Source organism: Haloferax sp. S1W (genome assembly GCF_044593955.1).
Taxonomy (GTDB): domain Archaea; phylum Halobacteriota; class Halobacteria; order Halobacteriales; family Haloferacaceae; genus Haloferax.
On record NZ_CP172595.1, the window covers coordinates 1,111,225 to 1,125,336 of the forward strand.

17 protein-coding genes are annotated in these 14,112 nt (G+C 61.8%); 14 read left to right on the forward strand and 3 right to left on the reverse strand.

Features of this window, described 5'->3' with window-relative positions:
• The first annotated feature begins 38 nt into the window (after positions 1 to 38).
• From ACH9L7_RS05790 to ACH9L7_RS05815, 6 genes are all read left to right on the forward strand, one after another.
• Complete coding sequence (locus tag ACH9L7_RS05790; protein WP_396612786.1) at positions 39 to 1,190, forward strand: acyl-CoA dehydrogenase family protein; 1,152 nt, start codon at positions 39 to 41, stop codon at positions 1,188 to 1,190.
• 228 nt (positions 1,191 to 1,418) lie between these two features.
• Complete coding sequence (gene proC / locus ACH9L7_RS05795) at positions 1,419 to 2,159, forward strand: pyrroline-5-carboxylate reductase (protein ID WP_396613225.1); 741 nt, start codon at positions 1,419 to 1,421, stop codon at positions 2,157 to 2,159.
• Positions 2,149 to 2,985, forward strand: coding sequence for a glutamate 5-kinase (proB, locus tag ACH9L7_RS05800; protein WP_396612787.1), 837 nt, complete (start codon positions 2,149 to 2,151; stop codon positions 2,983 to 2,985). The genes proC and proB overlap by 11 nt, the downstream gene beginning before the upstream one ends.
• Positions 2,978 to 4,312, forward strand: a complete 1,335-nt coding sequence (locus tag ACH9L7_RS05805; protein ID WP_396612788.1) for a glutamate-5-semialdehyde dehydrogenase — start codon at positions 2,978 to 2,980, stop codon at positions 4,310 to 4,312. Before proB ends, ACH9L7_RS05805 begins: the two co-directional genes overlap by 8 nt.
• A gap of 131 nt (positions 4,313 to 4,443) precedes the next feature.
• A complete protein-coding gene (locus ACH9L7_RS05810; protein ID WP_396612789.1) occupies positions 4,444 to 5,106 on the forward strand; it encodes an AIM24 family protein in 663 nt (220 codons plus the stop codon).
• A 158-nt stretch (positions 5,107 to 5,264) separates the two neighbouring features.
• Complete coding sequence (locus ACH9L7_RS05815; protein WP_396612790.1) at positions 5,265 to 6,068, forward strand: N-acyl homoserine lactonase family protein; 804 nt, start codon at positions 5,265 to 5,267, stop codon at positions 6,066 to 6,068.
• 60 nt (positions 6,069 to 6,128) lie between these two features.
• Here ACH9L7_RS05815 and ACH9L7_RS05820 read toward each other — a convergent pair whose 3' ends face one another.
• Positions 6,129 to 6,710 (reverse strand): DsrE/DsrF/DrsH-like family protein, encoded by a 582-nt coding sequence (locus ACH9L7_RS05820; RefSeq protein WP_396612791.1) that lies wholly within the window; start codon positions 6,708 to 6,710, stop codon positions 6,129 to 6,131.
• Positions 6,707 to 6,958, reverse strand: coding sequence for a sulfurtransferase TusA family protein (locus tag ACH9L7_RS05825; RefSeq protein ID WP_396612792.1), 252 nt, complete (start codon positions 6,956 to 6,958; stop codon positions 6,707 to 6,709). The genes ACH9L7_RS05820 and ACH9L7_RS05825 overlap by 4 nt, the downstream gene beginning before the upstream one ends.
• Positions 6,959 to 7,225: 267 nt before the next feature.
• Between ACH9L7_RS05825 and ACH9L7_RS05830 the strand changes: the two genes are divergently transcribed.
• From ACH9L7_RS05830 to ACH9L7_RS05865, 8 genes are all read left to right on the forward strand, one after another.
• Entirely contained in the window at positions 7,226 to 8,413 is a 1,188-nt protein-coding gene (locus ACH9L7_RS05830; protein WP_396612793.1) for an MBL fold metallo-hydrolase, read from the forward strand.
• Entirely contained in the window at positions 8,414 to 8,905 is a 492-nt protein-coding gene (locus tag ACH9L7_RS05835) for a YeeE/YedE family protein (RefSeq protein ID WP_396612794.1), read from the forward strand.
• Positions 8,902 to 9,366 (forward strand): YeeE/YedE family protein, encoded by a 465-nt coding sequence (locus tag ACH9L7_RS05840; protein WP_396612795.1) that lies wholly within the window; start codon positions 8,902 to 8,904, stop codon positions 9,364 to 9,366. The genes ACH9L7_RS05835 and ACH9L7_RS05840 overlap by 4 nt, the downstream gene beginning before the upstream one ends.
• Positions 9,367 to 9,806: 440 nt before the next feature.
• Positions 9,807 to 9,956, forward strand: a complete 150-nt coding sequence (locus ACH9L7_RS05845) for a hypothetical protein (RefSeq protein WP_396612796.1) — start codon at positions 9,807 to 9,809, stop codon at positions 9,954 to 9,956.
• A complete protein-coding gene (locus ACH9L7_RS05850) occupies positions 9,956 to 10,993 on the forward strand; it encodes a sulfite exporter TauE/SafE family protein (RefSeq protein WP_396612797.1) in 1,038 nt (345 codons plus the stop codon). Before ACH9L7_RS05845 ends, ACH9L7_RS05850 begins: the two co-directional genes overlap by 1 nt.
• Before the next feature lie 137 nt (positions 10,994 to 11,130).
• Entirely contained in the window at positions 11,131 to 11,511 is a 381-nt protein-coding gene (locus ACH9L7_RS05855; protein WP_396613226.1) for a helix-turn-helix domain-containing protein, read from the forward strand.
• A gap of 112 nt (positions 11,512 to 11,623) precedes the next feature.
• The gene (locus ACH9L7_RS05860; RefSeq protein WP_396612798.1) at positions 11,624 to 11,830 is read left to right on the forward strand and encodes a hypothetical protein; all 207 of its coding nucleotides are present in this window, start codon (positions 11,624 to 11,626) and stop codon (positions 11,828 to 11,830) included.
• Positions 11,831 to 11,895: 65 nt separating this feature from the next.
• Positions 11,896 to 12,354 carry a response regulator transcription factor gene (locus ACH9L7_RS05865; RefSeq protein ID WP_396612799.1) on the forward strand — a complete coding sequence of 153 codons (459 nt, stop codon included), beginning with the start codon at positions 11,896 to 11,898 and terminating at the stop codon, positions 12,352 to 12,354.
• Here ACH9L7_RS05865 and ACH9L7_RS05870 read toward each other — a convergent pair.
• Positions 12,351 to 14,096 carry a bacterio-opsin activator domain-containing protein gene (locus ACH9L7_RS05870; protein WP_396612800.1) on the reverse strand — a complete coding sequence of 582 codons (1,746 nt, stop codon included), beginning with the start codon at positions 14,094 to 14,096 and terminating at the stop codon, positions 12,351 to 12,353. The two genes, ACH9L7_RS05865 and ACH9L7_RS05870, sit on opposite strands and share 4 nt — an antisense overlap.
• Positions 14,097 to 14,112 lie beyond the last annotated feature (16 nt).

Sequence of the window (14,112 nt, forward strand, 5' to 3'; positions counted from 1 at the left end):
TCCATATATCTTTTCATGATAGAACTCCACACGTGGGTATGGACCTCCTCGACGAATCAATCGTCCCCGAACACGCCCGCGAAATCAAGCAGGACGCGCGCGAGTTCGCCGAAGAATACATCGAACCTGCCGCCGAGGAATACTACGAATCCGGCGAGTACCCGTGGGACATACTCGAAGCGGGTATGGACGCCGGACTCGTGGCCCAGGATATCTCCGAAGAGTACGGCGGCCGCGGACTCACGCTCGAACAGATTCTCGCCATCGCCGAAGAGTTCTACCGCGCCGACGCCGGTATCGCGCTGACGCTCCAACTGGCCTCCTTCGGCTGTGAGATTATGGAGCACTACGGCAGCGAGGAACAGAAAGAAAAGTGGCTCCGCCCGGTCGCCGAGAACGAGCAGATTTCGGGCCTCGCCGTCTCCGAACCCCAGACCGGGTCCGACATGGCCGGGATGGAGACGACCGCCGAGAAGACCGACGACGGCTACGTCCTCAACGGCGAGAAGTACTGGGTCGGAAACGCCGTTGAGGCCGACTGGATTACCGTCTACGCGAAGACCGGCGACTCTGACGACCGCTACTCGAACTACTCGATGTTCATCGTCCCGACGGACACTCCCGGCTACGAGGCCGAACACATCCCGGAGAAGATGGGAATGCGCGCCTCGAAGCAGGGCCACATCGTCTTCGACGACTGTGAGATTCCCGAAGAGAACCTCATCGGGACGGAAGGCGGCGGCTTCTACATGCTCGCGGACTTCTTCAACCACGGTCGTATCATCGTTGGTGGCCACGGCATCGGCCTCGCCGCTGCCGCCATCGAAGAGACGTGGGACTTCGTCCACGGCCGGACGGCATTCGGCCGCAACGTCTCCGACTTCCAGTCGGTCCAGCACATCCTCGCCGACATGCGCATGGAGTTCGAGTCTGCACGGGCGCTGAACTGGCGCGCCGCGTCGAAGGTGGCGAACAACGACGACGCCGGCTTCTGGGCCGCAGTCGCCAAGACGAAGTCCACCGAGATGGCCGTCGATGTCGCCGAGCGCGGGATGCAACTCCACGGCGGTCGGTCGGTCCTCAACGAGTTCAAAATCTCTCGCGTCTACCGCGACGTTCGCATCCCCGTCATCTACGAGGGTGCAAACGAGATTCAGCGCAACCTTATCTACAGTCAGGGCTCGTTGTAGTCGCGCGCGACAGGGCGCACGCCCTCTCGCACACCACTTCCTCCCCACCTCACCACTCTCCTATTTCCCCACCTCACCACTCTTCTATTCTCTTCTCGCCGCCGGCTTCCGAATCCGGTCGTTTTCCGCTCGCGTCTCGCATTGCTTGACACGAACGCAGTTACTATCTGAGCGACGTGCCTTGACTCTGCATCAATGGTACGCACGAGTGTCATCGGCTGCGGAAATATGGGGAGTGCGCTCCTCACCGGGCTCTGGAAGGCGGGGAACCACTCGCTCGTCGCGTGTGACCTCGACCCCGACGCCCGGGCCGCAGTCGCCGACTATTGTGAAGAGACGACAGGCGACGTGTCGCGTGCCGCGGCGGCAGACGTGGTGTTCGTCGCGGTCAAGCCTGACATCGTCGAGGCCGTGCTGACGGAACTCGACCTCTCGGCCGACCAGACGCTGGTCACGGTCGCCGCTGGCGTTCCGACCGAGTTCGTCGAAGCCCGTACTGACGCACGTGTCGTTCGAATCATGCCGAACTTGGCGGCCGAGACTCGCAACATGGCCGCGGCGGTGACCGGCGCGGTGACCGACGAAGTTCGCACCCTGCTCGACGACGTCGGCGAGTTCGTCGAAGTCGACGAGAGCCAGATGGACATCGCCACGGCGGTCAACGGGAGTGGCCCTGCCTTCGTCTTCTATCTCATCGAGGCCGTAACGCAGGCCGGTATCGAAGGCGGCCTCTCGGAGGCTGACGCCGAGGTTCTCGCCGCACAGACGTTCAAGGGGGCGGCCGAAACCGTCGTTCAGGACGACCGTACCGCCGACGAACTCATCGACGCCGTCTGTTCGCCCAACGGGACGACAATCGAGGGGATGGACGTCCTCTGGGAGAGCAAGGCCGACCAAGCCGTCACCGACGCCGTCGCTGCGGCCGAACGCCGGTCGAAGGAATTGGCGGGGGGATTCGATGATAAGTGAGGGAGTCGATGCCGACACTGTCGCTGCCGCGCGGGTGGCGGCCGCCGAGGCCGACCGGGTCATCGTCAAAGCCGGCACCAACTCGCTGACCGACGCCGACTCCAACCTCGACGACGAGAAACTGGACAAACTCGTCGACGACATCGAATCGCTCCTCTCGCGCGACAAGGAGGTGCTTTTGGTCTCGTCGGGCGCAGTCGGTGCCGGGATGGGCCGACTCGACCAACCGACGGACACCGTCGAGGCGTCGCAGGCGCTGTCGACAATCGGACAGAGCCTGCTGATGCACCGATACACCGAGAGCTTCGAGCGCTACGGTCGGAAAGTCGCCCAGATACTCATCACCGAACACGACCTGGAGAGCCCCGAGCGGTTCACCAACTTCCGAAACACGGTCGAGACGCTCTTGGAGTGGGACGTCGTCCCCATCATCAACGAAAACGACGCCGTCGCCACCGAGGAGATTCAAATCGGCGACAACGACATGATTTCGGCAAGCATCGCCATCGGCGTCGACGTCGACTTGCTCGTGACGCTCACCGACGTCGGCGGCGTCTACACCGGCAACCCAAAAGAGAACCCCGACGCCGAGCGCATCGAAGTCGTCGGCGACAACTACAGCGACGTCGAGAACATCGTCAACGAGAGTTCGACCGGTGGCTTCGGCGGTATCCAGACGAAGGTCCGCGGCGCGCGCGACGCCGCCGAACACGACATCCCGGCGGTCATCGCCCGGTCGACCGAACCCGACGTGCTGGCAAAGGTTGCGAACGCGGAATCGGTGGGAACAATGTTCCTGCCGCTTGATGGAGGATTCAATGACTAAGCGAGACACGACCAACCAAGTCGAACAGGCACAGACCGCCGCGTTGCGCCTCGCCAACGTTGATGCCGCCGACCGCGACGCCGCGCTCGGGGCAATCGCCGACGCCATCCGGGATAACAGCGACGCGATTCTCGAAGCCAACCGCGAGGATGTCGCCGAGGCCGAGACGATGCTCGCCGACGGCGAGTACACGCAGGCACTGGTTGACCGCCTCAAACTGGACGACGCGAAACTCGAAAGCATCGCCGGGATGGTCGAGTCCGTCGCCGAACAGGACGACCCGCTCGGCGAGACGCTCGAAGCGAGAGAACTGGACGCGGGCCTCGAACTGTACAAACTCTCGGTTCCCATCGGCGTCGTCGCGACCATCTTCGAGTCGCGGCCCGACGCACTCGTCCAGATTGCCGCGCTGGCGCTGAAGTCCGGAAACGCCGTCATCCTCAAAGGTGGGAGCGAGGCACGTGAGTCCAACCGCGTCCTCTACGAGACGATTCTCGAAGCCACGGCGGACCTCCCCGACGGGTGGGCGACGCTCATCGAAGCCCACGAGGAAGTCGACCGCCTGCTCGAACTGGACGACATGGTCGACCTCGTGATGCCCCGCGGTTCGTCGGAGTTCGTCAGCTACATCCAGAACAACACCCAGATCCCCGTCCTCGGCCACACGGAGGGACTCTGCCACGTCTACGTCGACGACGCGGCCGACCTGGAGATGGCCGAAGATATCGCCCTCGACGCGAAGGTGCAGTATCCCGCCGTCTGCAACGCCGTCGAGACGCTTCTGGTCCACGAGAACGTCGCCGACGCGTTCCTTCCTGCGGTCGTCGAGCGCTATCGCGAGGAGGGCGTCGAACTCCGCGGCGACGAGACCACCCGGGAGTACGTCGAGGTCGACCCCGTGACCGACGACGACTGGTCGACCGAGTACGGCGACCTCGAACTCTCGATTACGGTCGTCGAGGACCTGTACGCGGCCGTCTCCCACATTAACACCTACGGCTCGAAACACACCGAGTCCATCGTCACTGAGGACGCCGACCACGCCGAGACGTTCATGACCGGCGTCGACGCCGCCAGCGTCTTCCACAACGCCTCGACTCGGTTCGCCGACGGGTTCCGCTACGGACTAGGTGCCGAAGTCGGCATCTCGACGGGGAAGATTCACGCACGCGGCCCCGTCGGTCTCGAGGGGCTGACGACCTACAAGTACTACCTCGAAGGCGACGGACAGTTGGTCGCGACCTACGCCGGCGAGGACGCCGTCCCCTTCACACACGAGTCCTTCGACGGCGAGTGGACGCCCGGCCACCGAACCCGACAGGACTGAGTTCGCACACCGGTTTCAGCGACGTTCGGTCACTCGGCCCGCAGTGGCCTTTTTTAACTGGCGGGAAAAGTTATGTGATTGACAATCGCTACTCTCAACTGAGTCGCATCGGTTGCGACTCGGTGACACTCATGGACCTCGACGAATTTATCAACACGCACACACCGAAAGAGGGCGGCGAGGCGTTCGAACGTGAGAACTCGAAACTGCTCGACGTGTCGCTCGACGGGAGCGTTATAGCCAAAGCAGGGTCGATGGTTGGCTACACCGGCGACATCTCCTTCGAACGGAAGTCCGCTGGCGGCCTGACCGGGATGCTCAAGAAGAAGGTGACGGGTGAAGGGGCGGTCATGATGCAGGCGACCGGGTCTGGTCATCTCTATCTCGCCGACCAAGGAAAGGAAGTCCAGATTCTCGAACTCGACGCGGGCGAGGAACTCAGCGTCAACGGAAACGACGTACTGGCCTTCGAAGAATCGGTCTCGTGGGACATCAAGATGCTCTCCAGCATCGCGGGTGCCAAGACCGGCGGTCTGTTCAACGTCTTCCTCGAAGGCCCCGGTCACGTCGCAATCACGACCCACGGCGAACCCATCGTGCTGCCGACGCCGGTCAGCACCGACCCCCACGCCACCGTCGCGTGGAGCGGGAACGTCACGCCGAGTTCGAAACGCGACATCAACATCAAGGGACTGCTCGGCCGGTCGTCCGGCGAGTCGTACCAACTGCACTTCGACGGGACAGACGGGTTCGTCATCGTCCAACCGTTCGAGGAAGTTAGTCCCAGCCAGTAGACTCCGACTCGCTCCCGACGAGGAGACCACGATTCAGCCCACTTTTCTTGCACGCGACCACCTGCTTCGAGCGCGCGAAAAAGATGCGGACCAGTAGTGTTCGACGCTCATATATTGATTGCCTGAAGGGTTATCTCCGCTCCTTCCTAAGCCCGGCTATGGGTGACACCAGCGTCCACCTGGTCGACCGCGGCCGAATCTACGCAGACATGGGGTACGTCCTCGACGGCTACGCCATGGGCAGCGCCTCGAATCCGAATCCCGACCACGAAATCGCCGAGTTCGTCGTCTGGAACGCCGTCATCGACGGCCCGGACCAAACGGTCTTGTGGGATACGGGGTCGAACCCCGAGGCGGGTGCCGGATACTGGCCGGAACCGCTGTACGAGGCGTTTTCGCACGTCGATGCCGCAGAACACACGCTCGAAGCCGACCTCGACACCGTCGGTTACTCGGTCTCTGACATCGACGCGGTGGTGATGAGCCACCTGCACCTCGACCACGCCGGTGGACTCGCCGAATTCGCCGGGACGGGCGTGCCGGTTTACGTCCACGAAGAAGAACTGAAGTTCGCCTACTACTCGGCGAAGACCACCGAAGGGTCGATTGCCTACCTCGCGTCGGACTTCGACCACGACCTGAACTGGAACGTCGTCCACGGGTCGGAATATACGATGTTCGACGGGTTCCGACTGCTCCACCTTCCGGGCCACACGCCGGGCGTACTCGGTGCACACATCGAGACACCGGACGGAGACGTGCTCATCGCAGGCGACGAGTGTTACCTCGAAGGGAACTACACGGACGAAGTACCGCTCGGACCGGGACTCCTCTGGAGCGACAGACACTGGTTCGACAGTTTACAGCAACTCAAGGAGTTGGAACGGAAGACCGGCGCGGACGTGTTGTTCGGACACGATTTGGACCGGTTCCGTTCCTTCGGGGGCGGGTGGAACGTCTGAAGCGGAGGGAACGTCCGAAAAGCCGTGTGAGTGTTTCGGGGTGGTGTTGTCGCGAGCGACTCAGATCATGAGTTGCACGTCGGCATCGGCCATGTGCTGAAGCGCCGTGGCCGCGCCAACGCCGGTGGTGACGCCGTCGTAGAACTCGTCTTCGTCGTAGCCCATCAGTTCGATGGTCATCTGACACGCCTGCAGGTCCACGCCCATGTCGAGGCTCGTCTCGATGAGTTCCTCGATGGTCGCGGTCCCGTTTTCCTTGATTTTCCGCTCCATCATGCTGGTGGCGACGTTGTCCATGAAGGGCAGCGCAGCGACTGCATTGGGCATCGGCATACTGGGATTGCCGACCGCGCTGAGTTTGAGGTTCTTCGACTTCTCCTCGTGGAGGATTTCGAGCCCCCAGAACGTGTGGAAGACGACGACGTCCCACCCGAACGCGGCCGCCGTGCTCGCGAGGATGAGCGGCGGATACGCCATGTCGAGGGTGCCTTTGGTCGCGATGATGGTCATTGATTTCTGCCCGTCGTCGTCGGCCGCCTCGCGGAGGTCCGATACTTCCGATTCGAGCGCCTGCACCTGCGCTCGAAGCTCTTCGACGGAGGCGGTTGTCGTCTCGACGGGCGCGTCAGCGTCGGAGCTCATTCCTTCTGGATGTAGTGGACGAAGAGCGCGTCGCCGCTCTCCTCGGTTTCTTCCTGGTCGAGCATCGAGACGCCGTCGGTCGAATCAGCCCACCCCTTCAGGTCGCTCATGCTCCCTGAGTCCGTCGAGACGACTTTCAGTACCTCGCCGGAAGACAGGTCGTCGACCGCACTCCGGGTCTTGACCACGGGCATCGGGCAGGACAGTCCTTTCACGTCGAGCGTCTGGGTAACTTCTTGTTGACTCATATTTCGGGTTCACCTGTGTTGGGTGTATTCCACAATATCAGGGTGTTTCGTAAAAGTGTGTCGGTTCTTGGGTTCTATGCACAAGACTAGGTTTGTGAAGGGGTTGAAGCGTATTATGGCCTTTAGAAGGTTGTAGTGCCATTCCACACTCGCGTGAGCACGGAATCTCACTTCAACTCGTCGATGTCGGCTGAATTAGTATTGTGATGAAATAGAACAACTATGCAAAATCTTAAGTCACACCGACCAATAGTGGGTGATGAATACATGACCACACCCGACCTCCCGGAACTGGAAATCGACGTTCCCGTCATCGAACCGGAGACGCTCAAAGAGCGCATCGACAACGGCGAGGAACTGACCATCCTCGACAACCGCGTGCCTTCCGAACACGAGAAGTGGCGCATCGAAGGCGAGAACGTTTCCCACGTGAACATCCCGTATTTCGACTTCCTCGACGACGACCTCGGCGACGACCTCTTTGCGGACCTTCCCGAGGACGAGGAGTTCGTCGTCCTCTGTGCGAAGGGGTCGTCCTCGGAGTACGTCGCCGGACTCCTCATCGAGGAGGGCTACGACGCAGTCGCACTCGAACGCGGGATGAACGGCTGGGCGAGCATCTACGAATACACCGAACTGGACACCGACGGTGACGCAATCGTCGCGCAGTACCAGCGCCCGTCCAGCGGGTGTCTCGCCTACCTCATCGTCGACGGCGACGAGGCCGCTGTCGTCGACCCGCTTCGGTACTTCGCCGACGAGTACGTTGCGGACGCAAAGGCGCTCGGCGCGGAACTGAAGTACGCCATCGACACGCACATCCACGCCGACCACATCAGCGGCGTGCGCACGCTGGTCGAAGACGAGGGCGTCACGGGCGTCATCCCCGGAGCCTCCGAAGCCCGCGGTGTCGACTACGATGTCGAATACGAGACCATCGCGGACGGCGAGACGCTCACCGTCGGCAACACGGACATCGAAGCAATCCACACGCCGGGGCACACGACCGGCATGACGACCTACAAGGTGGACAACGTCCTCTTTACGGGCGACGGCCTGTTCATCGAGTCGGTCGCTCGCCCTGACCTCGAAGACGGCGACGAAGGTGCCCCCGATGCCGCGGCCATGCTCTACGACTCACTGCAAGAGCGCGTACTTTCGCACGACGACGACGATATCGTCGCGTCTGCGCACTTCAGCGACGCGGCAAGCCCCGCCGAAGACGGTACGTACACGGCGACGCTCGGGAAACTAAAGGAAACGATGGACGCACTCTCGATGCCCAAAGAGGAGTTCGTGGAGTTCATCCTCTCGGATATGCCACCCCGTCCGGCCAACTACGTCGACATCATCGAAACCAACCTCGGCGTGCAGGAGTCGGACGACGACCGTGCGTTCGAACTCGAACTCGGCCCGAACAACTGCGCGGCCAGTAACGAAGCCCTGACGAACTAAATGACGGGCCTGACGCCGCTCCTCGTCGACAGCCTCTTCCCGAACGGGATTGCGCACTACGCGCTCGGCGGCCTCCTCATCGGTCTGGGGACGGCCATCATCTACCTCGGGACGGGCATCATCGCGGGTGCAAGCACGTTCCTCGAGTCGTCGCTTTCGTACGTCTCCGACCTCCCGCGGTTCAACAAGGCGAAGTACGTCGCGTCGCGCAACTGGCGCGTCGTCTTCACGCTGAGTATCGTCGCCGGTGCCGCCCTCTACACCGTCACGCTCGGTGACGGCTGGTGGGTCTCGGAAGTCCAACCGTGGCGCTTCGCCGTCGGCGGCGTCCTCGTCGGCGTCGGCACCCGAATCGGTAAGGGGTGTACGTCCGGCCACGGGGTCTGTGGCGTCGGTTCGCGCTCGCGCACATCGCTCGTCAACGTCGCCACGTTCATGCTGGTCGCTATCGGCGTCGCCCAACTCATGAGCGCACTGGGGGTGTCGCCGTGAGCGACGACGAACGCGGACTCGGATTCCTGCTGGTCGTCGTCCTCGGCGGTCTGATATTCGGGTTCGGACTCGCAGTGAGCAACATGGCTCGCCCGGAGGTCGTCCTCGACTTCCTCCAGTTCGATGACCTCGGCCTGCTCTTCGTCATGGGCGGGGCGGCCGTCGTCACCGGGACTGTCTTCGCCCTCGCGGAGCGGTCCAACGGCCGCGCACCACTCACGGGGGCGGACTACGGTCGCCGTCTGAAGTCGTTCGACAAGAACGTCGTCGTCGGTGGCGTCATCTTCGGCGCTGGCTGGGGTATCTCGGGTATCTGTCCCGGTGCCGCATACGCCAGCGTCGGTGTCGGCAACTACCCAATCCTCATCGCCATCGGTGGCATGTTCGCCGGGGCCTATTTGCAGGGACTGTGGCGGGCCCACCGCGCCGAGAACGCCGCTCGCGGTACCTCGGCTGACTAGCCCCGTCCGCTCGTTCTCGTTTTCTCGCTCTCGCAGTCCCTCGTAGTTCCCTCGTAGTTCCCTCGTAGTTCCGCTCCCGCAGTTCCGCTCTCATTTTCTCCTCGCAGCTTTGACTCTCGTCGGCGCTATCGTACTCTCTTGCACCGCAGCGTCTACACGACGACCGAAACGTGCGTATTGCCAGATAGTATTGCACAACTCTTGAATGATTGTTGCGTCATAGGTAGCAGCAGTATTTGTTCGTAAGTTATTGAAATACAAATTTCAGCGCAGCTTAGCGGTATTTCTATCTCAAATCCATAACTTATGGAAATCTAATAGCGATATAGTATTGTATGGTGTTCCCAAAAGCGTTATATCCTCTCTCCGGTTAGGCAGCACTGTACAGGAAAGCATGTTCCACACAATATTCACTGAGCACCCGTCGGGGTGCTGGTAAGATGTTCGGAATCGAAACCCTGACTGGAAGTTCGCAGGCGGCGGCACTCGTTGGTGTCGTCCTCGTCGAAGCGATGGTACTGTACGTCGGATACGGCGCACTGGAGAGCGCCGTCGGGTCGACCGTTCTCGAACTTCTCGGAGGTAACTGATGTTCGAGCTATTCGGCGTTTCGGCAGCGATGCTGGCGTTGTTCGTCGGATTCGGCGTCCTCATCGGCGTCCTCTTCGGCTTCTTCGGCATGGGCGGGTCGTTCCTCGTCACGCCCGCGCTCTTGGTCATGGGCTATCCGTCGCGCGTGGCCGTCGGCTCGGGGCTGGCGTTCGTCTTCGGGACTTCGGTCATCGCGACGCTGAAACACCGCGACCTCGGGCAGGTCGACTACAAACTCGGCGTCTCGATGATTATCGGGACGACCGTGGGTCTCGAAGTCGGGAAAGAAATCGTCCTCTACCTCGAAGAGATGGGCCTCGCCGGGAACATCATCAGCATCACGTACGTGCTTCTTCTCGGCGGTATCGGTCTCTTTGTCACCTACGAAGCACTCAAAGGCGGTGACGGAGACGGCGGCGTCAGCCACGACGTGGACTCAGACGCCGACATCGACGCCGACGACATCCCCGAAATTGCGAAGAAGATTCAGAGCTACTCGCTTCCGCCGATGATCACTCTGCGCGGCGGGATTCAGGTGTCGCTCTGGATGATTCTTCTCGTCGCGTTCGCGACCGGTCTGCTGTCGGGGTTCCTCGGCGTTGGCGGCGGGTTCATCCGCATGCCCGCGCTGTTCTACCTCATCGGCGTGCCGGTCCCCATCGCAGTCGGGACCGACCTGTTCGAGATCATGTTCTCGGGCGGGATTGGGTCGTTCCTCTACGCCCAGTCCGGCGGCGTCGACCTCTCAATCGTCGCGCCTCTGCTGGCCGGGTCGGCGTTCGGTGCTAGAATCGGCTCCGCGGCGACATCAATCGTCAACGAGGAAGAAATCAAGATTTACTTCGGTCTGATGCTGCTCCTCGGCGCGCTCGCCGTGGCCGTCAGGCAGGTCGGAAACTACCTCGGAATGGGCGTTCTCGACTACGTCAGTTTGGCGCTCATCCTCGGGTCGGCACTCATGGTCGCCGGTGCTGTCATCTACAGCGCCCTCAAATCTGTGCGCTCGCCCGAGACTGTGAGCGCGACCGCTGACTGACGACTCGCTGGACGATTCATTCTTCACCCGTCTCACTCCCATCGAGCGACGACGCCCCTCTCGTCCTCGGTGTTGCACAAAGTATACAAACCCTTTTGACTACGCATCACGTACGCCGAACTGAAATGGCTAGCTCGATGGTCGAATATCTGCAGTCAGACATGGAGTGTGAGGGGCTCCTCGAATGTCTCCACGGACTCAAGCAGCTCGACCGACGGTGCTTCGAGGTTCTCGTCGAAACCGAGGACCCCATGACCGTCGACGAGGTTGCAGATGCCGTCGAACGCGAACGCTCGACGGCGTACCGTGCGATTCAGCGCCTCCTCCAGTCCGGTCTCATCCAGAAAGAACAGGTCAACTACGAACACGGTGGGTACTACCACGTCTACCGACCGACCGACCCGAACGAAGTCGCCGACGACATGCAGCGGATGCTCAACGACTGGTACGCCCAGATGGGCACGCTCATCCAGGAGTTCCGCGACAAGTACGACGAGAAAATTCTGCCCGCCGAGTGAGGCACCACGCCGCATAAAATCGCCAGTCGGCGTCGGGATTCTCGCGAGACCCAAATCGGTTAGGCTCCTTATTCAACGGCGACGGACCCGTAGTTTCTTTTACGACCGCCCTATGTCGAAGAGTAAGAGCAGCCCTCGCAGAAACGAGTTCGTCGAAGAGTGCCCATCGTGCAAGTCGCACACCCCTCACGAAGTCTCGATAGAAATCAAAACCGAGAGCCGAAAACGAGAAAACCGGCAGTTCTCCCGCGAACCATATCGGGTGACGACGTGCGCGCGGTGCGGCGAGACTCGCTCGCAGCGAATGAACGACGCGTGAGTAGACCCTCCGGCCGCAAGCGGGCCGGGTCGCCTTCCAGATAACGCTTCAATCCGGTTCGAGAGATGACATCCAACGCCACACACGACGCGCCAACGATTCTCCTCGTCGACGACGAGGTCGCGCTCGCGGATAGCATCGCCCTCTGGCTCGGCGAGCAGTACGACGTTCGCGTCGCCTACTCCGGACAAGAGGCGCTCGCGGCGTTCGACGACGCCGTCGATGTGGTCTTTCTCGACCGAAACCTCCCCGGTCTCTCCGGAGAGGATGTTCTCTTCGAACTCCGACGACAATCGAGCGATAGCGACCTGCGTGTCGTCCTCATGACGGCGACCCCCCGAGCGGACCTCTCTGATCTCCCTGCCGACGACGTACTGACGAAACCGGTCACGAAATCCGACCTCTTCGAAGCGTCCGCTCGGCACACAGAAAGTGACACAGAACCGGCCGACTCCACGGACACGGCCGCGACTAAGACACCGGATACCGTCGCGGAAGACACCGCAGAAGCGACGTTAGACTAACCGTCTTCGGACACGTGTTTGTCTTCGAGATACGTTTCGATGAGCTTTCGCTCCGCGGTTCGAAGGTGTTCGTGGAGCGTCGGCGGTGAGATGCCGAGTGCGTCCGCAACTTCCTCTGCCGTGCTTCCGCGTGGCCAATCGAAGTACCCGGAGACGTACGACGTTTCGAGGACCGACTGTTGCCGGTCAGTCAGTTTGTCGTCGAGGTCGGTCCGGAACGACTCCGCGGACGTGACCGTTCGCTCTACTTCGCGTTTTGCGACGACCGAGGTTCCGGGGTCCGCCCCTGAAATCGTCTCGACGATAGCCCCGTGGTCTGCATCCGAGGCGACGTGGAGCGCGAGTGTCCCGCGCCCATCGTCGAGTTCTAACGCTTCGATGCTCGCCCCGTAGTCGGCTGCTGTGAGGAGAATCGAATCCTCGGAGAGACGGAGTTCGACGACCGACTCGTCAGTACCGTCCGCGACGACCCGCGCCCGCTCGAACTGTGGACGGGTCTCTGCGGCCTCGACGACCTCGCTCGCGGCCGCACCAGTGATGGTCACAAAGCACGTCACGGTGTCGTCGACCTGTGCGACCCCGTCGAGCGAGAGGGTACAGCCGAGGGCAGAAGTGACCGACGCGAGTGCGTCGGAGTCCGCCCCGAAGGTGAATTCGAGTTCGACGACGCTGTCCCCGTTGAGAAGTCGCTTGCTCTCGATGGCGTTGATGCCGTTTCCGACCGTCGACCCGAGGTCGGAGAAGACGCCAGCCGATTCGTCGTCGAATCGCGTTCCATCGTCGTAGACCACGAGGACGCCGTAAACCGTCTCGCGGTACGTGATGGGCACACAGAGCGCCGAGACCGAAGCGAAGTCGTCTCCCCGGCCGTTGAATATCTCCTGTTTGTGTGACTTCGATAGCTCGTCGAAGAGGTGGATATCGTCGGGCGAGATGTCGGGGCCAAGGGCCTCAGCGACGAACTGGAGGTCGACCGCCGAGGGGTCTACGTCGAGACCCGAGGCGGCGGTACAGCGAAGCGTCCCGGCCGCGGTTCGGCGGGCAACGAAGGCGGCCTCGTGGGCGTCGGCGACGGACTCACAGACCGTCTCTTCGATTTCGCCCCGCGTTCGCGCGTCAACGATAGCGCGGTCGACCTCTCGAAGGAGTTCGTTGACTCTGTTGACGTGGGCGAGTTGCTGTTCTCGGTTCTCGATAGCAGTCTCGTGTTCGTTGCGGATGGCGGCGAGTCGCTCCCGAAGGTCGTCGAGCGCGTTGGGGTGACGAAGCTCTTCGATGTCGCGACTCTCGAGGGCCTCTTCGGTCGATTCGAGGGCGAAGTATTCGCGGACCTCCGTTTCGAAGCCAGCGCGGACGAGCAGTTCTTCGACGGTCTCTGTGACCTCCGCCTCCGAGACGGGCTTGACGAGATACGCGTCGAAGGGCATATCGACGATGTCCGTGTCGGGTTCGACTGCCGTCATCATCGCCACGCGGCAGTCGAGGCCGCGGGCGCGAATCTCGTCCAGTACATCGTCGCCGGAGACGCTCGGCATGCGACGGTCGAGGAGGACGACGTCGACGCTGTCGTCGAGTCGTTCGAGCGCGTCGGTCCCACCGTAGGCTGTTTCGACGGCGTAGCGGCCGCCATCTAGCCAGTACTGGCAGGTGTCTGCGAGGTCTTTGTCGTCGTCGACGACGAGGACGACTGGCTCGGCGGCCTGTTGTTCAGACTCGTGCTCCGCCGAGCGTTCGGAAGCCATCGTATCGAAAGGACTG